The sequence below is a fragment of the Lacimicrobium alkaliphilum genome, from assembly GCF_001466725.1.
Classification (GTDB): domain Bacteria; phylum Pseudomonadota; class Gammaproteobacteria; order Enterobacterales; family Alteromonadaceae; genus Lacimicrobium; species Lacimicrobium alkaliphilum_B.
The window spans coordinates 234,466-253,943 of sequence record NZ_CP013650.1 but is presented as its reverse complement, the minus strand read 5'-3'; the positions used below and the strand labels follow the sequence as shown (position 1 = coordinate 253,943).

Sequence of the window (19,478 nt, the reverse complement as noted above, 5' to 3'; positions counted from 1 at the left end):
CGTCACTCCTATTTACCCGGGTGCAGCTGGCCGCAGGCATCACAGGTACGTAATTGCTCATCCTGCGCAAAGGCTGCAAACAGGGGCGGCAGATCGTTGACAATAGAAACCAGTTCAACCTGTACTTCATGCAGCAAATGATTGCAGTTCAGACAATACCAGCGAAATGCATCTTTTTTGCCGGCGGGACGCTTAGGCTCGATCACCAGACACAGGCTGTCGGCTTCGGGGCGCTGAGGCGAGTGAGGCACATAGGGAGGCAACAGAAACACATCACCTTCTTTTAACTCGAGCTTATAGGGGCCGTCTTCCCCCATGATGTTGAGATAGGCATTACCTTTGAACTGATAGAAAAACTCCTCAACCGGATCCACATGATAATCCAACCGGTGATTGGGGCCTCCCACTACGGTGCACATCATATCGGCATCTTCCCAGATCATGGCGTTGTTGACCGGAGGCCGCAGTTTGCTCTGGTTCTCCTGCAGCCATTGCTGGAAATTAAAGGCTTTTAACTGGCTCATATCATGTCCTTGTTTTGCTGCAGAGGGCTGTATGCAACCCCCTTTATTTCAATCAGAAGGTGCGGATGAGGTAGCTGATGCACGGCAACCGTTGTACGTACAGGCCCCTGCTCGTCAAAATACTCGGCGTACACCTGGTTATAACCGCCAAAATCATTCATATTCACCAAAAAGGTGTTCAGCTCTACCAGATCCTGCAATGTGGCACCTTCAGCAGCGAGAATATCGGCGATATTATCGATCACAGCACGAGTCTGAATTTTGATATCCAATGTGGTGGTGCCCATAGCATCAGCTTTAGCACCGGCAATGCTGTTATCCGGCAAACGGGAACTGGTACCGGAAATAAACAAAAAATCGCCGGCCCGTTTGATATGCGGAAAAGCACCCCGTGGCGTGGCTTTACCTTTTACCAGCGTCGCTGAAGGTTTCATATCGCCGCTCCCTGTTTCGCTGCTGAGGTGTACAGATGTACATCACCCAGTGTCGATGTTTTAAGCTGAATATGGCTGTTTGCTGACAACGCCTGCGCAGCCGTTGCGGCGCCCGCCAACACTGTCCACCCGGCTTCCAGACACAGACCAGACTCGCTGGCCAGACGTGCCGCCTCAACCAGTGAACGATAAGGATTCCCCAGAATCGCCGCTGACGATCCCACCTCTTGTGGCCTGCCATTGATACAGAGGATCATGGCCTGATTACTGATATCTTCAGATGGTGCACACCAGGGGCCGAGCACAAAGGCGGAGGACGAAGAGTTATCAGCCACCACATCGGTCAGTGAAAACTTAAAATTGGCGTAGCGTGAATCAATAATTTCCAGGGCCGGCGCGATTGCTTCTACCGCAGCCATGGCTTCGGTCAGGCTCACTTTGCCCTTTAGTGACTTTTTCAGACGAAAGGCAATTTCAGGCTCAATACGGGGATGTACATAATGCTGCATATTCAGAATGCCGCCCTCCACCAGTTGCATGTTGTCAGTCAGTTGTCCCCAGATCAGGTCGTCCACCCCCATCTGCACCATTTTGGCGCGACTGGTAAACCCCATCTTGACACCAACCAGCCTTTCTTTACGCGATAAACGTCTGGCAATACTGGCTTGTTGAATCTGGTAAGCCTGCGACAGATTAATCTCAGGGTAATCCTGACTCAGTTGCGGTGTCGCAGTGGCGGTGATTGCCGCTTTATCCAGCCGTTCGGCCAGTTGCTGAGTCTGATGTTGTTTATTGTTCATGCCTGCGCTCCTTGTTCTGGTTGGCTGGCAAAACAGGCACTGACATTACCCAGGCCACTGATAGTGCAATCGAATACGTCGCCAGGCTGAACCGGAACCATGGGGCCCAGGGCTCCGGTCAATATGGTGTCGCCCTCTTTCAGGGGCTGACCAAAACGACTCATGGTACGGGCCAGCCACAATGCAGCACTTAACGGATTACCCAGACAGGCGACACCTGCACCGCTGGAAACCGGCTCACCTCGTTTCCACAAGGCCATAGCACAGGATTTCAAATCAAGCTGGCTCAGGCTGACCGGCTGACTACCCAACACATATAAACCACTGGAGGCATTGTCAGCTATGGTATCGAGGATATTAATATCCCAGTTGGCCACTCGGCTGTCGACAATTTCAAGGGCTGGCAAGGCAAAGGCGGTTGCGCGGATAACATCAGCGGCAGTGGGCTGTTCCATACTCAGATCTTTTTCCAGCACCAGCGCAATCTCAGCTTCAATTTTAGGTTGCAATAATCTTGAGGCAGAGATTTCTTCTCCCTCAGCAATAGCCATGTCCGCAAACAGCGCACCAAAATCAGGCTGGTCAACTCCAAGCTGGGTCTGCACCACTTTTGAGGTCAGGCCAATTTTGCGACCCACCAGGCGGCGTCCCTGCTGTTGCCAGTGACGGGTATTGAGCTCCTGCACCCGGTAAGCTGACTCCAGGGACGGCTCAGTAAGCAGTGAGCGAACCGGCTGACAGGGCACGAAGGTTTCCGTCGCCTGGCGCAACTGCAGTGCAGCTTGTTGCTCAGCCTTGCCGCAAGGTATTGTCATACTCGCCTCCTATAATTTAATGCAAATATTGCTGGGTTCGGCATAGAAATTCAGTGAATGTTGCCCCCCTTCCCGGCCAATGCCAGACATTTTCACGCCACCAAAAGGTGTGCGCAGATCACGCAGGTACCAGGTATTAACCCAGACCATACCGGCCTCCATCTCTCTGGCGACTCTGTGACCACGGCTGATATCCCGGGTCCAGATAGCTGCCGCCAGACCATAACGACTGTCATTGGCGAGACTGATGGCTTCTTCTTCAGTATCAAAAGGAGTGATATGGCAAATGGGACCGAAGATTTCTTCTTTCACACATCTGGAAGACTCTGGTAATCCGGTGATGATGGTCGGCTCCACCCACGCACCCTGATCCCGTTCATCACCGAATTCGGGCACGCCGCCACCGGTGATAAAGGTCGCGCCCTCTTCCCGCGCCAGGCGATAGTAAGACAGCACCTTATTCTTGTGCTCTGCAGAGATCAGCGGCCCCATATCGGTGTCAGGATCCTTTGGCCAGCCTATTTTCAGGCTCTGTGCTTTGGCTTTCAGTTTGTTAACAAAGGTATCGAACAGCGGGCGCTGCACGTAGACACGCTCAGTACAAAGACAGACCTGGCCGCCATTGGTAAACACAGAGCGAGCCGTTCCTGCCACCGCTTCTTCCAGATCGGCATCAGCAAAGATAATCGCCGCATTCTTCCCCCCCAGTTCGAAAGACAGGGGTTTCACATGCTCGGCAGCCGCCCGCATGATGGCACTGCCGGTGCGGGATTCACCGGTAAAGGTAATGGCATCAATCTGTGGATGACTGGTGAGAAATTCGCCCGCTGAATTGGGACCATAGCCATGTACCAGATTAAATACGCCTGCCGGGATGCCAACTTCATGCATGACTTCCGCCAGTAAGGTGGCCGTTGAGGGCGTCTCTTCAGAAGGTTTAGCCACAATGCAATTGCCGGCGGCCAGCGCCGGTGCCAGCTTCCAGGTAAGCAGCAATAATGGCAGATTCCAGGGCGCTATTACCGCCACCACCCCTAAGGGCCGGGGCAGACTGTAATTCAGCGCACCGCGGCCATCGGCGGTGTCGGTATGAAAGCACTCACTGGATGCGGTCTTCACCATATCGGCAAAAACCCGGAAATTGGCCGCCCCGCGCGGGATATCGATAGTCGATGCCTGTTGCAGTGACTTGCCGGTATCCGCCATCTCTGCGGCGACAAACTCATCAAAGCGGGCCTCGATCCCGTCTGCAACTTTATGCAGCAGTCCGGCACGCTGCTGCACCGATAACTCTCCCCAGGGGCCTTTGAGGGCGTTTTTCGCGGCAGTCACGGCCTGATTGACCCGCTCCTGGTCTGCTTCGCACACCTGGCAGATAATTTCACCGGTCACCGGGTTGAGATTATTAAACTCTCGGCAACCGCTCACAAACTCTCCGCCGATATAGTTCTTCAATAATGTAGTGGTCATTCCGGACTCTCATTAATGGTTGCCTGGCAACCTGATTACGGACTGGGAATGACTTTACAGACCGTTAACATAATATAAAAATAGAATTTGAACGCTCAGATATATAAAAAAAGTTATCCCTAAGGCGGTGGTACGCTCCGGCCCGGGGATGGGCTAAGGAGGTCTGCGCGGTCTTTCTTAACCGTTTGCAAATGTGCCAGATATAATTTAAAAGGTTAAATGCTGCGCAGAGTATACATTTTAGCTTATAGTAATAAGCTCACCCTATGAGAGAGTTGTGATGACACCTGAGAAGCTACAGCGGGACATGGTGGCCCGCATGAAACTCAAGCATCTTAAATTGCTGGTCACCGTTGGAGAGCAGTGCAATATCTTTAAGGCGGCGCAGTTGATGAATATGGCTCAGCCAGCGGCAACCAAGATCATCCGTGACATCGAATCAGCGTACGAGTTAACTCTGTTTGAACGCTCATCCCGGGGCGTGACACCGACGCTCTACGGAGAGGTGCTGATTAAACATGCCAAACTGGTACTATCGCAGATAAAACATGTCAGCGAAGAACTCACCTCGCTGCAGGGTGGCTTATCCGGCCATGTGACGGTGGGAACCCTGATCACCGCCAGCCTGACTTTATTACCCAAAGCGCTGGTCAGGCTGCGGGCGGAGCGGCCGAATATTTCGGTGACTGTGATTGAAGGCACACAGGATGTGCTGCTGCCTGGCCTGGTGCAGGGCGACCTGGATATGGTGGTAGGACGGATTCCCGAGCATCAGGATTACGACGGCCTGACCTCTGTGGAGCTGTATCAGGAGCCGACCGTGATTGTCGCCCGTACCGGTCATCACCTCAGCAGCCGGGGCATACTCAGCCTGGAAGACCTGCTGGAAGAATCCTGGATCCTGCCATCGGTACAAACCTATCTGCGCCGGGAGCTGGATCAGAACTTCCGTGATCAGGGCCTGCCCTCTCCGGTACCGGTAGTAGAATCGGTGTCAGTACTTACTAACCGCACTTTATTAAGAGAAACCGATATGCTGGCGGCGATGCCCTACCAGATTTTCAGAACCTATGAAAAACTCGGTGAACTGTGTCGTCTGCCGGTACCGGATCTGGCCCGAAAAGGCCCGGTGGGGATCACCATGCGCACCGAGGGCGGCTTAACCCCCGCAGCAGGTTGTCTGGTAGAAGACTTAAAACTGGTGGCAGAAGAATTATCCCGTGACTGAGCAGCAATAAATAAAGGTTTACCCCGGCCCCCTTTAGCCTTTAAATACGCGGTGTATTTATCTGACAATGTGGTTATGCAGGATTTTCAGCTTGGGCAATGGCGGGTCAGTCCCGCTCACAATAGTTTGCAGCAGGATCAACAACAACGCAGCATAGAGCATACGCCTATGCAGGTGTTGTTGTATCTGGTGCAGCACCATGATCGCCCGGTCAGTAAAGACGAACTGCTGGAAACTATCTGGGCAGGCAAAGTGGTCAGTGAAGATGCCCTGACCGTTGCCATCAGTCAGCTACGCAAAGCTCTGGGCGATAGCGCCCGCCAACCGGACTATATTAAAACTCTTCCCGGCAAAGGTTATCAGCTGATTGCACCGGTTACCCTGCCTCCCCCGTTAACGACAGAGGACAACCCCACCCGCAAAAAATATCCCATGCCAGTCTGGTTTCTGGCGGTTTTTGCCATCGCGCTAGCCGGTATACTGGGATGGTATGCCACGTTGAACACATCAACATCGTCTGTTGTTTATCCACCTCAGGCTGCTGATGCCTATCAACAGGGCCGTTATCTGTTGTCTCAGAACGGTGCCGATAAAGCCAGGCAAGCAGAGACACTGTTTAACCGCGCCCGGGAACTGGCACCTGACATGGGTGAAGCGCACTGGGGAATGGCCGAAGCCAGACTCAGACAACCGGATGCCGCACAGGATCAGGTAGAGAATTGGTTACAACAGGCGATCAGACTGGCGCCGGAGTTCGCCCCGGCACACCTGACCCTGGCCCAGTATTACTTTACCCGCAGCTGGCAGTTCGAAGCAGCGGGGAGGACATTTCAGCAGGCCCTTAAACTGGACCCAAAACACAGTCAGAGTCATTTTCTCTATGCTCAATTCCTGCTCGCCCGTGGCCAGTTCGATTCTGCTTTGCAACATACCCGGGAGTATATGAGGTTGGCGCCACAGAACTACGCCGCGCCTGTGGTCGCCTGGATTTACAATATGATGGGCAAATACCAGCTGGCACTGGATGAGCTGAATAAAATTGCCAACCTCAGTGAGCCGCAACTGAGCTACCATATTTCCATCCAGGCTGTACTGGAGAATATGGGCCGTGAGGAAGAATCCTTCCGTCATCTGCGCGAGATCATGCAACAACGCGGCTTTAGCCAGCGGCAACTCACCTCAGCCACAGCCCGTTTTCAGCAGGGCGGTTTGCAGGCGGTTTATCAATGGTTACTGGAGAATAATTACGACCAGAATATCGGCCAATACGCGCCACCGCTGTCGCAGGCCCGTTATGCCACCAAAGCCGGCAAACTTCAGCTGGCCCTTGATAAACTGCATCAGGCCGTGGAGCAAAAGCAGACAGAAGTGTTGTGGCTGGCCGTCGATCCGGCCTATGCGCCGCTGCATCCGTTGCCCGAATACCAGCAACTGCTCAAACAAATTGGCATACTAACCAACTGATATTTAACATTATTTACCTTTCCTTAGAAAGCTTTACCGTCGGCTCAGGACTTTTTCGCCGGAACACCTCACTCTGACTCCTGTTAATAATTCCCTATCAGGATCACAGAATGAAATCTTTATCGGCGTTACTGTTATTGTTACTTTATTTTCTGAGCGCGCCGCTACAGGCGACTGAGCCCAGCTGGCAACATCAGCTGGACGGGCCTGTCAGTGGCAAAGCTCTGGTCACAGAGCAGGGCATCTATGTGGCGGCCGGCCATACCCTGTACCAGTTCAATGATCAGGGCCAGGTGCTTAACCGCACCGGATTTTCACATAAGCTGTATGCCACACCTGTAGCGCATCAGGGCGGATTGCTGATCCATGCCGGGGATGGCCTGCACGCTCTGGATTTCAGCGGTAATACAATCTGGCATCATGCCAGTGTCGATGGCCCATTAAAAATTGAAGGCCAGAGCTGGGGTTGGGGAGAAGGCCTGTTTACCGACCCATGGGCCTGGTATCGCTCTTCGGTAACGGTTGATGGCACCCGGGCTTACTATGGCACCGCAAACGGCACCTATGCTGTATCGCTTAAAGATGGCAGCAGATTGTGGCATACCGATACCGGCGTGACCCATACCACCCCGGTATTGGTTGGTAATCGGTTAGTAGTCGGTAGCTGGAACAATCATTTATACGGCCTTGATCCACAGACCGGCGAACAAGTGTGGCAGTTTGAGGGCGACAAACAGCGGGGCTATGGAGCAGACTGGAATGGCTGGCTGGGATTTAATCTGGACCCGGTGACCGATGGCAAGTCTGTGTATGCTGGTAACAGAGGGGGTTATACCTACCGGCTAAGGGCAGAAACCGGAGAGTTACTCTGGTCTGCAAAACACGGCAACACCTGGGTAGGGTCCCCGGCCATTATTCACCAGGAACAGCTCTATTATGGGCTGTCTGACGGCCTGGGACTGGTGGCGCGGAAAAAGACCAACGGCAATATAACCCAGTTTGTCCCGATGCCTCATCTGATTTTCGCCGCACCTGTGGCGGCACAGAATAAAATCTATTTTGCCACCCTCTCCGGTGAGGTGTTTGAACTCGACACCGGCACAATGGAGCATCAGCGCATCTATCAGAGCCAGGCCAGCAGCAAAAACTATTCACAACATGTTAAGACAGAGAGTGGCCCCCTCTATCAGAACCCCCCGGCTGATCTATCGGCCCATCAGGGCGCACAATGGCAGGTACAGCAAATGCTGCAAGGACTGGACAGCATTCTCAGCCTCAGTGTTGAAAACAACCACCTTTATCTTGGCACCGCCACTGGCAGGCTGATAAGCCTGCCGTTGGAGCAGGCCCCCTGACCCAAACGCTGTTTTCCTCAATACAACCTCTATACTTGTTTTATGTTGATAGCCAGGCTGTGCGAATAAACACTCTGAAACAAGGGTTTAGTGGTTGAAGATGGAAAGAATGATCAGAATACTCTGTTGGTGCTGCATGCTGAGCTCTTCCCTTGATGCGGATGCTTTTTGTCAGCAGCCGCTTACGCTGGTATACACCGGAGACTGGCCGCCCTACTTTTTCAGAGTAAATGACAGTACTTACTCTGGTACTGACAAAGTATTGTTAGAGAGCGCTCTGGCAAAGATGGGTTGTCATCTGGAGATACTGCCTTTGCCGGAAAAGCGTGTCGAAATGGCGCTGCGCTCGGGTCAGGCTGATGTGGTCATTGCAGCCAGCAAAAACCCTAAGCGACAACAACAATTCTGGTTCTCAGCACCTTACCGCCAACAGCATAATGTTCTGGTGTACCGGACTGACGTTGTGCTGCCTGAAAATCAGGGCTCTGTTCGTTCATGGCTCGAACGTGGATGGCTGATTGCCCTCAATGGTGGCGGCTGGTTTGGCAATGAGATTGAGCAATTAAAACATTCCCGGTTAGGCGTGTCGTTGCTGCATGTTGAGTCTTTCGGCTCGCGGCTGGATATGCTGCGTCTGGGACGAATCGATGGTTTTATCGACGACAGTCTGGCGGTGCAGGTGCGCATCAGAGAAGAAAATCTGACTGACTTGCGGATTCTTGATAAACCGGTTCACGTCACCCCTCAGCACTTTATGTTCAGCAGAGCCAGGTTAGACACAGAATTTATTGACGCCTTTAACCAGATCCTCGGCAAAATAACGGAAGTACAAAAACTTCCTGAGATTTAAAAATCTTATAGTTTTTTTTCATCCGGCCCTTGAGATCAAACTTGCCACCCCCATCTTGGCTGTCAGTAACGATTCAGACTGACAGGCAAGCCTGCGGTCATACATTCCCCGAGTGATCGGGACCTATCCTTCGATATTGGTAATTTTCAGGAGATTTGAGAATGAAAATCCGTCCCTTACACGATCGCGTTATCGTTAAACGCCAAGAGCAGGAGAGCAAGTCTGCTGGAGGTATCGTACTGACTGGCTCTGCTGCCGAGAAGTCTACCCGTGGTGAAATCATTGCCGTTGGTAATGGTCGCATTCTGGAAAATGGCGATGTGAAAGCCCTGGATGTGAAAGTTGGCGACACAGTGATTTTCAACGACGGCTACGGCGTCAAAACAGAAAAAATGGATGGCGAAGAAGTGCTTATCATGAGCGAGAGCGACATTCTGGCTGTTGTTGAAGCCTGATCCGGCCCATTGGTTTAACTGAATTTAGAGGAAAGAGATTATGTCAGCAAAAGAAGTACGTTTTTCTGATGACGCCCGCACCAGAATGCTTAAGGGCGTTAATATTCTGGCCAACGCGGTAAAAGTTACCCTGGGCCCTAAAGGCCGCAACGTGGTACTGGAAAAGTCTTTCGGCTCACCCAGCATCACTAAAGATGGTGTGTCTGTGGCTAAAGAAATCGAACTGGAAGACAAGTTCGAGAATATGGGCGCACAGATGGTAAAAGAAGTGGCGTCCAAGGCCAATGACGAAGCTGGTGACGGTACTACTACAGCCACCGTACTGGCCCAGGCGATTATCACCGAAGGCCTGAAGTCTGTTGCCGCTGGTATGAATCCTATGGATCTGAAACGCGGTATCGACAAAGCTGTGACGGTTGCCGTTGAAGAACTCAGAGCCCTGTCTGTGGATTGTGCCGACAGCAAATCCATCGCTCAGGTGGGTACTATCTCTGCCAACTCTGACGAGGAAGTGGGTAAGCTGATTGCTGATGCCATGGAAAAAGTCGGTAAAGAAGGTGTGATCACCGTTGAAGAAGGTCAGGGTCTGCAGAACGAACTTGACGTGGTTGAAGGTATGCAGTTTGACCGCGGTTACCTGTCTCCTTACTTTATCAACAAAGCCGAAAATGGCACCGTTGAGCTGGACAGCCCTTACATCCTGATGGTTGACAAGAAAGTCTCCAGCATCCGTGAACTGCTGCCTACTCTGGAAGCCGTGGCCAAATCGTCCAAGCCGTTGCTGGTGATTGCCGAAGATCTGGAAGGCGAAGCGCTGGCTACACTGGTCGTTAACAACATGCGTGGCATCGTTAAAGTGGCTGCAGTTAAAGCCCCTGGTTTCGGTGACCGCCGCAAAGCCATGCTGCAGGACATCGCTGTACTGACTGGCGGTACCGTGATTTCTGAAGAAATCGGCATGGAACTGGAAAAAGCGACGCTGGAAGATCTGGGTACCGCCAAGCGTGTTGTCATCAACAAAGACAACACCACTATTGTTGACGGTGCCGGTGAAGACGCAGCCATTCAGGATCGTGTTGGTCAGATTCGTGCGCAAATCGAAGAGTCCACTTCTGACTACGACAAAGAGAAGCTGCAGGAACGTCTGGCCAAGCTGGCTGGCGGTGTTGCAGTAATCAAAGTCGGCGCTGCCACAGAAATGGAAATGAAAGAGAAGAAAGCCCGTGTTGAAGACGCGCTGCACGCTACCCGTGCTGCCGTTGAAGAAGGCGTGGTACCTGGTGGTGGTGTGGCCCTGGTACGTGCAGCCACTAAAGTTGGCGAGCTACAAGGCGACAACGAAGATCAGACTCACGGTATCAAACTGGCCCTGCGTGCGATGGAAGCGCCTCTGCGTCAAATCGCCGCTAACGCCGGTGCAGAAGCCTCTGTGGTTGTGAACAAGATCAAAGACGGCTCAGGTAACTTCGGTTATAACGCTGGTAACGACACTTACGGCGACATGCTGGAAATGGGTATCCTGGATCCTACCAAGGTAACCCGCAGCGCACTGCAATTTGCAGCCTCTGTAGCCAGCCTGATGATCACCACTGAAGCCATGATTGCCGAAATTCCAAAGGAAGATGCACCAGCCATGCCTGATATGGGTGGCATGGGCGGCATGGGCGGCATGATGTAATCAGCCCCCAGGCTAAGTAATCTGAAAAGCCCGGTCCTGTACCGGGCTTTTTTGTGTTTTTTCAAACGCTCTAGCAAAACAGATGGCTTGGCTGTCCCTGCAGGTATGACACACCGTCCCTGGTGTGCCAGTTACCTTTCTTTACTCGTGTAAAGCAAGGTAACCCAAAGAAAGCACGCCCCTAACGCCACACAAAGTCCTGCCATGGCTTGGTAAAAGCCGGTCGCGGAGATTCACATCCCTGTTCAGTCTCCGCTTAATTTTCATCCCTGAAAATTATCCGCCTTTTACACATCGCCCTGTCCGGACGTGGCGTTTTTAGGGGGAATAAGAGGCGGCTTCGCGGGCTTACCGCACTGGCGAACAGGGACGTTCGCCAGAGGCCGCCACCCTTACATGGATGTTACCTAAGGCCGGTGCGATGAGTAAGCCTGCTTCGGAAACGGAATCAGAAGCTGTCCTGAGCGAGGGACTTTTCGGTTACCTTTGTGTCCTTACAAAGGTAACTGGCTCGAAGGGACGAGAGACATAAAAGACAGGGAGGTCAAAGTTGAGTCAACATACAAAAGCCACATTTCTTTAACCAACAAGATGGAATATCCATCATATTGTCGAGTGGGTAAAGGGAGTAGCGATAAGCTGAGCAACGTAGTCTTGTTGCATCCCAATTGTCATCGGCAGTTGCATGCAAATAGCTGTTGATATTTTACTCAAAAGCTATATATATGGGGTGTGAGCTTTATCAGGCTCACTTGTCACCAATGATACGGTGGCTTAAGGGCTTCCTTGAAGTCGGTTACATATTCGGGTGGAACAAGACCACTGAAAAATACTCGGTAAAGTTTGACGAAACTTTAAATCGTAAGTCGAGGTAGGGTCGGTGACCCTTAACCGCCGTGTGTACACCCCACGTTAATATGGTGGAAGCTGTCCGCTGAGACAGTCTAATAAATCAGTATCGAATATGACTTACCTTCCGATTGTTGTCCGCTGTTGTTGTTTATTCTAGACAAAGCTTCAACTAGCGCCTTGGCAAGGGCGCGAATATAAATTCCAGTCCATCAACACTTTGGTCTGGGCGCCCAGATCGAATTTGAGGCTTTAGCCATGAATTACGATCTGAAAATTACGGTGACTTTTGATGTTGCAAAGATAATTTCTGCATTTAGCACGTTACTATTTACTGCATATATTACTGGTTTACTGTGATAAAAGTCCGAGTGGTTTACCACTCGGCACCCCATTTAGTCGCCGGTCAGTACTTAGGTACTGACTTATAAAGGCTTAAACCGTATGCGGGGGAAACTCGCTCGTACGGTTCTTAGGGGTCGGCGGTGCAGTAATGTACTGCTGCTACCCGACAGCCAGCCCCGACCTTAAAAACACAAAAGCCTGTTTGCCAGCAACAGCTTTGGTAAAGTAACGTCGCGTAATGCAGTTTAAAGGATTAATATGAAATATTTGTTTTTGGCAACAGCCCTTTTCCTGAGCGGTTGTGCCTCGCAAAGTATTAAGGAGCAGGTTGAAGACAGTCTTTTTGAAGCCGCCACCGGCAAAGACTACTCCCGCAACCCGGCTCACTGCGAGAGAATAAAACGCCAATGTGCACATCAGGATTATGCACAGTGGAATCAGAAAAATGGGCAGATAGCCTGCGCCTGTAACTCCTGAGACTTAAAATATGATCCAGAAACTCGAACTTCGTATTCCTCCTGTTGTGCAGGTAGCTATTTTCGCTCTGGCAATGTGGCTGCTGGATCGGTGGTTTCCGGCAGCGGCTCTGGAGCTGCCTGCTAATCTCTGGATGGCAATTTTACTGGCTGTGGCGGGCGCTGCCATCGCTTTGTCCGGGGTATGGGAATTCAGACGGGCTAAAACCACCGTTGACCCAAGGGTACCGGATCAGGCCAGTAGTCTGGTAACAGGTGGTATTTACCGATATAGCCGCAACCCTATGTATGTTGGCTTTTTGTTGGCGTTGCTGGGCTGGGCAATCTATCTTGCCAACCCGTTTAGCCTGCTGATGTTGCCGCTGTTTGTAGTTGTTATGAATCGTCTGCAGATTATCCCGGAAGAGCGCTTTATGCTGGAAAAGTTCGGCGCAGAATTTACCAACTATAAGGCCAGCGTCAGGCGCTGGATCTAACATAAAGACTGCATTAAGGCTGGAGGCATGATGGTTTCAAATATTGTTCTTGGCACCAATAATCTTGAGCAGGCAGAACAATTCTACGATAGATTACTGACCCTGTTCGACGCTAAACAGGTAATGAAAAATGAACGTTCAATCCTGTGGAAATCTGCGGGCTCGGACACCGGCATCGCGGTATGCATGCCTTACGACGGCAACCCGGCCAGTCACGGCAACGGCAGCATGGTCGGTCTTAAAGCCAAATCCGTTGAACAGCTGGAAAATGTTTACGCCACTGCACTAAAACAGGGTGGCAGCTGTGAGGGTGAGCCGGGAGAGCGAAAACCCGGCGTCAATGCGGCTTATTTTCGCGACCCCGATGGCAATAAATTTGGCATTTTTTATCTCGAATAAAAACAACAAGACAGCATTAATTAACGGATATAACAATTTATGAGTGGATGTTGTAACAGCAGTTGTGCTGCTGACGCCCTGCGCCAACGGCAAAAAGGTACCCTGCAAATTGTGCTGGCGATCAATGCCGTGATGTTTGTGGTGGTGGCGGTGGCAGCGTTTTATGCGAACTCCAGTGCACTGCTGGCCGACAGCCTGGATAATTTAGGCGATGCACTGACCTATGCTCTGAGTTTATATGTGGTATCACGCAGTGCCCGGGCCAAAGCCAGAGTCGCACTGTTTAAAGGGTTACTGATTTTTATCGCGGCCTGTGTAGTGGCCGGGCAGATAATCTACAAGCTGATGGTACCTGGCACACCGGTGTTTGAGATCATGGGCACCTTTAGTCTGATTGCCCTGGCAGCCAACTCAGTGTGTCTTTACCTGCTGTGGCGGCATCGCCATGAAGATGTCAATATGAGCTCGGTATGGGAATGTTCGCGCAATGACATCGCTACTAACCTGTCGGTATTTGTGGCCGCAGGGGCCGTGTGGCTGACAGGCTCTGGCTGGCCGGATATTATAGTGGCGCTGGGTCTGGTAGTGCTGTTGCTGCGCTCATCGCTCAGAGTTTTGTCCTCTGCTACAGCGGAGCTACGTCGTGACCATTAAACTTATCGCTCCGGATATGCACTACCAGCAAAGCTATCATCAGTATATTCAGGAACTGGGAGATGAGGAGCGCTATCCGTTTCCGCTGGATTTTGACTATCAGGATTTTCCAGCCTACCTGGCACGATTAACAGAATTTGAGCAGGGCGTTAACCTGCCGCCTGGTTATGTGCCCAGCAGCACATACTGGCTGGTTGAGAATGACGAGCTTATCGGTGTATCCAGTCTTCGTCATAGTTTAAACGACATTATCCGCCACGCCGGTGGCCATATTGGTCTGAGTATTCGCCCTTCGCACCGGGGAAAAGGTCTGAGTAAAACGCTGCTACAGCTGACCATAGGCAAAGCGAAAGCAATGGGGATTAAGACAGTGCATATTCATTGTTATCGGCACAACACCGCCTCGGCGCGGATGATTATGGCCTGTGGCGGTGTACTGGAGTCTGAAGTTATCCTCGATCAGAGCCCTGAGCCTGAGATTATTCAGCGCTACCTACTCAGCCCTTAATTGACAGGTTTAGCAACTCCGATTTATTACCATCGGCCAGCAGTCTGTAATTTATCGATAAGAGCACTACCCCAAGTACATTGACCTGTTGAGCGCAGGTAATCCTCCAACATTGCTTTTTGCTGTAGCAATCCACTGTACTTCGCAAATAGCGTCAGTTGCAAAGCTATATAGCAACGTTCAAAATCATACTCAATAGCATCTAAAACGTTTGGAGCCTGAGACAAATCAGCACCATTTTTTAACATCAATGTCGCTTCAAAGAGAGCTTTATCCTCGATCATTGACAGAGCCTCGTCGAGACGCTGATGATCTAACTCTCCTTCTGTTGCAAAGTTCATTACAGCAATAATGGTATCCTGATTCCAACGCAGACAATGAACCTGCTCACCCGCTCTTTCTCTTACTTGCTTCATCAAAGCATCACTTTTTTCCGACCACTCTTGCCAGGTGCCACCAGTGTCATATTGAGGAAAGTGAAAACTTAACTGAGCCAATTGATTAGCTGAATAGAAGCCTGCACATCTAAAATCTGTCCCGGTATTATAAACCCCCTGATGCCAAAGCACTGCTTGCTCAAAATCAACAGGAATTCCATTCTCTCCGGTAAAATGGCCGCTAGCCAGAATATTCATGCAACCAGCGTGCTGAAGGCCTGCACATTCACGCCAGAACTCATATGCCATATCAGTAGATTCCAGCAAATGCATTGCCATCAATCCGGCCCCATACTGTAGCGAGGACGCCTCTCTGTATGGGATCTGTTGCACCAGAATATTTGTATCCCTTATCGCCATCTCAACCTGAGCAATGTCCACTATTTTGTCGGTGTGAAGCCGGTGAAAATTTAACCACTCGATAGCCTGAATCCGGTTGTATCTGACTAACCTTCCGTCGTCACCATCAAGTTGATAGTTTTCAAGCACCAGGCTCAAAGCGCCCAGGTGTTGCTCCAAAGCAGTAATATCCAACGGTTCAATGTAACTGTCCCCAGTGAGGTTAGTCTCTATGTAAGTCAGTGCTTCATTAGCACGATCAATGTCATCAGCAAATGCTTTAGTGCATAGCAACAAGAGCACAGGTACAAGAAAACAAATAGCTACATTGGACTGGAAAAAAAGGACAGCCACCGGAGGTCGACCACAGGAGTGTTTTTTATTGGAAGGCACAACATTTCCCTGTTATTGATTCTTTCAGAGACTTTAGCACGGCAGGTTTATTCTAAAAAGCAGTGCTTTTATAAAAGACTCCCACTCATCTCCAGAGAGCAGGAACCTTTACCCTGACTACCTCAATGATGACACATAATAGAAACTTTTCGAGTAAGTCTGGCTACAGCAATTCAACTCTGACTAAGCCTGCTTTTTTTCCAGCTTAACGACTTCAGCCTTTTCCTGTTCCAGCAAGCTTTGGGCATCGGTGCCTTTAAACAGTTTTGCTACCTTGTCTTTATTCTGTGACAGCAGGATAGACAACTCTTCGAGCAGGGCATCATCAATATTCAGCCCTTTGGCCTGGATATAATCGGCCAGGTTATCGGCCACATCCAGCATCCTGTCGTATTGATCCGCTTCTTTCTTGTCTGTTGTCACCAGCTTCTCTACCCCTTTGTGTTCAACCACATAGCGTACGATGATCGCCATAACAATCTCCTGTGTTGGAAAGTCATGTCAGCATAACATGATAACTGTATAAATAAACAGTTATTGGCGTGTTTTTATATCCACATACAAGCTACCCTTTAAAGAGGGGCTGTTAACCACCAAGTTAAAAGATACCGCCAGCAACGGGAAAATCTGATCAGCTTTCTTTCGGATCATTTGCTGTTATTGCCATTCTATTGATAGGAGAACGTAAAGATGTCAAATTCATCGAGCAAAATTGAAGGCATTGGCGAAATGTCGGGCCTGAAAACCATTATCGTCAATGGCAATCTGGACAGCCTGAAACAGGCGCTGGGTGATAAAACCCTGAACGAGCTGGAAGTGGGCTACCTGATCGATCTGGCCAAACTGAATAATGAACCTGAGATGGTTAAACTACTTAAGCAGCACGCCGGGTAAAAAGTTATCAAAACCTGAATCTTTGGGAAAGACTAAGAATAACCACAGAGGCACAGAGAACACAGAGGGGTAAAAGGAAACTACAGCATTAAAACCTCTTTGTCTCTGGGGTTACATTTCCTGTTCGTGTTTTTCGTGTGGTTCGTGGTAAAAAGCCTTCGACCACTAAAATCACGAACTAATAACTATCTTTCGCTGAGACGCAAGGAGCTTACAAGGCCAAGTTCTCTGCGTCTTTGCGCCTTTGCGAGATCGAATTTGACCATCTTTGATAAAGGGGTCGAATTCATTCAACAACTATCCTGAAACAGTCCAATAAATTGGACCCTACATGACCACAGAGAACACAGAGGTATCAAGGGTTTAACCCCTTTAACTTCTTTGTGTCCTCCGTGCCTCTGTGGTGAATATTGCTTTTCCTGTGATGATTACAACAGCGGTGCAATCACCAGGCTGACAATGGCCATCACATTGATCAGAATGTTCATGGACGGGCCAGAGGTATCTTTGAAGGGGTCACCTACAGTGTCACCCACCACAGTGGCGGCATGAACATCGGAGCCTTTACCACCAAAGTTACCTTTTTCCACATGCTTCTTGGCATTATCCCAGGCCCCGCCTGAGTTCGCCATCATCAGTGCCAGCAGCACACAGCCGAGCAGGGCGCCACCCAGCATGCCGCCCAGTGCATGGGGGCCAATAATAAAGCCCACCAATGGCGGTACGGCCACCGCCAGTACCCCGGGCAGGATCATTTTCTTCAACGCTGCCTTGGTGGCAATATCCACACAGCGGGCCGTGTCCGGTTCTGCAGTGCCCTCCATCAAACCGGCAATTTCCTTAAACTGACGACGGATTTCCTGAATCATCTCGAAAGCGGCATCGCCCACTGCCGTCATGGTAATAGAGGCGATCAGAAAGGGCAGCACACCACCAATAAACAACCCCGTCAGCACCATAGGATCGCCCAGATGCAGTGTGAAGTTAGGGTATTTCAATGTCATGGTTTCCACAAAAGCGGCGATAATGGCCAGTGCCGCCAGCGCCGCCGCACCAATGGCAAAGCCTTTACCTATGGCCGCAGTGGTATTACCCAGCTCATCCAGCGAATCGGTAATGTCACGGGTTTCTTTACCCAGACCGCCCATTTCTGCGATGCCACCGGCGTTATCTGCCACCGGTCCGTAAGCATCTATAGCCATGGTAATGCCCACCGTGGCCAGCATCCCCACTGCGGCAATACCCACACCATAAAGGCCGGATAAACTTGTGGATATATAGATGATGGCACACAGCGTCAACACCGGGATCACTACCGACTGCATACCTATTGCCAATCCGGTAATCATTACCGTAGCAGGTCCGGTCTCACCGGATTTGGCGATTTTGCGAATCGGTGAACCGGCAGTGTAGTACTCAGTCACCAGACCTATAATAATGCCGCCCACAGCACCGGCAACCACCGACCACCACACATTGGCACTGATGCCGGCCTGCTGAATCACAAACCAGGCGGCAATCACAAACAGCACCGCAGCACCTATGGTACCGGCCCTCAGTGCCACATCAGGCTTGTTGGCAGACATCATCTTAACCAGCAAAATACCCAGCACAGAACAAATCAGGCCGGTTGAGGCAAGACCCAAAGGCAGAAACATCAGGGTTTCACGACTACCGAGATCGCTCATCACCAGAGTGGAAGCAATCGCGATGGTCGCTATCATTGAGCCACAATAGGATTCAAAGATATCTGAGCCCATACCGGCCACATCACCTACGTTATCGCCCACATTGTCGGCGATCACGCCCGGGTTACGGGGGTCATCCTCAGGGATACCGGCTTCGATTTTACCCACCAGGTCGGCGCCCACATCGGCGCTCTTAGTGAAAATACCGCCACCCACACGGGAGAACAGCGCGACACTGGAAGCCCCCATACCAAAACCATGGATCACATGGGCGGTGGCCGGATCGTCACCAAAATACCAGTACAGCATGCCCAGACCCAACAGTCCCATCGAGGCCACACAAAGCCCCATCACCGAACCGCCCATAAAGGCCACAGACAATGCAGAAGCAGCCCCGGTGTCATGGGCTGCCTGAGTGGTACGTACATTGGCTTTGGTGGCGGTAAACATACCGATATAACCGGCTGCGGCAGAGCTGACAGCCCCCACCACAAACGCCAGGGTAGTATTAGCACCGAGAGAAAAATATAAAAAGATGCCCAGCACCAGTGAGAAGATAAACAACATCTTGTACTCACGATGCATAAACACCATGGCACCGAGGTGAATGCGATCGGCAATCACATCGATGGCCTTATTGGTAACAGGTATGCGTTTAATCAGTCCGTAAATCACGAACGCGAGGATCAGCCCGACCAGGCCGAACAGCGGTGGCAAATAGAATAATTCAGTCATAGTTTCCCCAGCAGTTAATCAGGGCGCCGAAGCCAACCAGGCAAGCTGTGCTGCTTGCGCTGTTGTCCGGCGCTGATCGGGGCATCACCACTACAACTTAAAAAACGCGGCTTTACCCCGTTGTTTTATCTAGTTTTTTTGCATTACGCAAAACCACTATAAACGCCATATGTTGATCTGTCAGCAACTGATTGATGAAAAATACGGCAATT

Annotated in this window: 20 protein-coding genes; 12 read left to right on the top strand and 8 right to left on the bottom strand. The window is 50.9% G+C overall.

Annotated elements, in window-relative coordinates; translation table 11 throughout:
* Nucleotides 1–8 precede the first annotated feature (8 nt).
* From AT746_RS01275 to AT746_RS01255, 5 genes are read right to left on the bottom strand one after another with little or no spacing between them, the layout of a single operon-like run.
* The gene (locus tag AT746_RS01275; RefSeq protein ID WP_062475357.1) at nt 9–524 is read right to left on the bottom strand and encodes a 3-hydroxyanthranilate 3,4-dioxygenase; all 516 of its coding nucleotides are present in this window, start codon (nt 522–524) and stop codon (nt 9–11) included.
* Nucleotides 521–958, bottom strand: a complete 438-nt coding sequence (locus AT746_RS01270) for a RidA family protein (RefSeq protein WP_062475354.1) — start codon at nt 956–958, stop codon at nt 521–523. The genes AT746_RS01275 and AT746_RS01270 overlap by 4 nt, the downstream gene beginning before the upstream one ends.
* A complete protein-coding gene (locus AT746_RS01265) occupies nt 955–1,758 on the bottom strand; it encodes a 2-keto-4-pentenoate hydratase (RefSeq protein ID WP_062475351.1) in 804 nt (267 codons plus the stop codon). The genes AT746_RS01270 and AT746_RS01265 overlap by 4 nt, the downstream gene beginning before the upstream one ends.
* Nucleotides 1,755–2,573: a 2-keto-4-pentenoate hydratase gene (locus AT746_RS01260; RefSeq protein ID WP_062475348.1), complete on the bottom strand. Its 819-nt coding sequence runs from the start codon at nt 2,571–2,573 to the stop codon at nt 1,755–1,757. The genes AT746_RS01265 and AT746_RS01260 overlap by 4 nt, the downstream gene beginning before the upstream one ends.
* Nucleotides 2,574–2,582: 9 nt before the next feature.
* Nucleotides 2,583–4,043, bottom strand: coding sequence for a 2-hydroxymuconic semialdehyde dehydrogenase (locus tag AT746_RS01255; protein WP_062475346.1), 1,461 nt, complete (start codon nt 4,041–4,043; stop codon nt 2,583–2,585).
* A gap of 280 nt (nt 4,044–4,323) precedes the next feature.
* Here AT746_RS01255 and AT746_RS01250 point away from each other — a divergent pair, with 280 nt between their 5' ends.
* From AT746_RS01250 to AT746_RS01200, 11 genes are all read left to right on the top strand, one after another.
* A complete protein-coding gene (locus AT746_RS01250) occupies nt 4,324–5,271 on the top strand; it encodes a LysR family transcriptional regulator (protein ID WP_062475344.1) in 948 nt (315 codons plus the stop codon).
* 75 nt (nt 5,272–5,346) lie between these two features.
* Nucleotides 5,347–6,735: a winged helix-turn-helix domain-containing protein gene (locus AT746_RS01245; protein WP_156413595.1), complete on the top strand. Its 1,389-nt coding sequence runs from the start codon at nt 5,347–5,349 to the stop codon at nt 6,733–6,735.
* A gap of 110 nt (nt 6,736–6,845) precedes the next feature.
* On the top strand, nt 6,846–8,090 hold the full coding sequence (locus tag AT746_RS01240) for a PQQ-binding-like beta-propeller repeat protein (protein WP_062475339.1): 1,245 nt from the start codon (nt 6,846–6,848) through the stop codon (nt 8,088–8,090).
* 100 nt (nt 8,091–8,190) lie between these two features.
* Entirely contained in the window at nt 8,191–8,940 is a 750-nt protein-coding gene (locus tag AT746_RS01235; RefSeq protein ID WP_082633100.1) for a substrate-binding periplasmic protein, read from the top strand.
* A gap of 161 nt (nt 8,941–9,101) precedes the next feature.
* A complete protein-coding gene (locus AT746_RS01230; protein WP_062475334.1) occupies nt 9,102–9,395 on the top strand; it encodes a co-chaperone GroES in 294 nt (97 codons plus the stop codon).
* 40 nt (nt 9,396–9,435) lie between these two features.
* A complete protein-coding gene (gene groL / locus AT746_RS01225; RefSeq protein WP_062475331.1) occupies nt 9,436–11,073 on the top strand; it encodes a chaperonin GroEL in 1,638 nt (545 codons plus the stop codon).
* Nucleotides 11,074–12,525: 1,452 nt separating this feature from the next.
* Entirely contained in the window at nt 12,526–12,744 is a 219-nt protein-coding gene (locus AT746_RS01220) for a hypothetical protein (RefSeq protein WP_062475312.1), read from the top strand.
* 10 nt (nt 12,745–12,754) lie between these two features.
* Complete coding sequence (locus AT746_RS01215; protein WP_062475309.1) at nt 12,755–13,219, top strand: methyltransferase family protein; 465 nt, start codon at nt 12,755–12,757, stop codon at nt 13,217–13,219.
* Nucleotides 13,220–13,246: 27 nt separating this feature from the next.
* Nucleotides 13,247–13,618, top strand: a complete 372-nt coding sequence (locus tag AT746_RS01210; RefSeq protein ID WP_082633099.1) for a VOC family protein — start codon at nt 13,247–13,249, stop codon at nt 13,616–13,618.
* A 39-nt stretch (nt 13,619–13,657) separates the two neighbouring features.
* On the top strand, nt 13,658–14,272 hold the full coding sequence (locus tag AT746_RS01205; protein ID WP_062475295.1) for a cation transporter: 615 nt from the start codon (nt 13,658–13,660) through the stop codon (nt 14,270–14,272).
* Nucleotides 14,262–14,780: a GNAT family N-acetyltransferase gene (locus AT746_RS01200; protein ID WP_082633098.1), complete on the top strand. Its 519-nt coding sequence runs from the start codon at nt 14,262–14,264 to the stop codon at nt 14,778–14,780. The genes AT746_RS01205 and AT746_RS01200 overlap by 11 nt, the downstream gene beginning before the upstream one ends.
* Before the next feature lie 26 nt (nt 14,781–14,806).
* Here the strand turns inward: AT746_RS01200 and AT746_RS01195 are convergent, their stop codons facing one another.
* Together AT746_RS01195 and AT746_RS01190 are read right to left on the bottom strand one after the other, a co-directional pair.
* A complete protein-coding gene (locus tag AT746_RS01195) occupies nt 14,807–15,949 on the bottom strand; it encodes a hypothetical protein (protein ID WP_062475292.1) in 1,143 nt (380 codons plus the stop codon).
* Between the two features lie 183 nt (nt 15,950–16,132).
* Nucleotides 16,133–16,423 (bottom strand): YebG family protein, encoded by a 291-nt coding sequence (locus AT746_RS01190; protein ID WP_062475289.1) that lies wholly within the window; start codon nt 16,421–16,423, stop codon nt 16,133–16,135.
* 216 nt (nt 16,424–16,639) lie between these two features.
* Between AT746_RS01190 and AT746_RS01185 the strand changes: the two genes are divergently transcribed.
* Nucleotides 16,640–16,843 (top strand): hypothetical protein, encoded by a 204-nt coding sequence (locus tag AT746_RS01185; protein WP_062475286.1) that lies wholly within the window; start codon nt 16,640–16,642, stop codon nt 16,841–16,843.
* A gap of 428 nt (nt 16,844–17,271) precedes the next feature.
* On the opposite strand, the gene AT746_RS01180 is transcribed toward AT746_RS01185, so the two are convergent.
* Nucleotides 17,272–19,266, bottom strand: coding sequence for a sodium-translocating pyrophosphatase (locus AT746_RS01180; protein WP_062475283.1), 1,995 nt, complete (start codon nt 19,264–19,266; stop codon nt 17,272–17,274).
* Nucleotides 19,267–19,478: the final 212 nt, after the last annotated feature.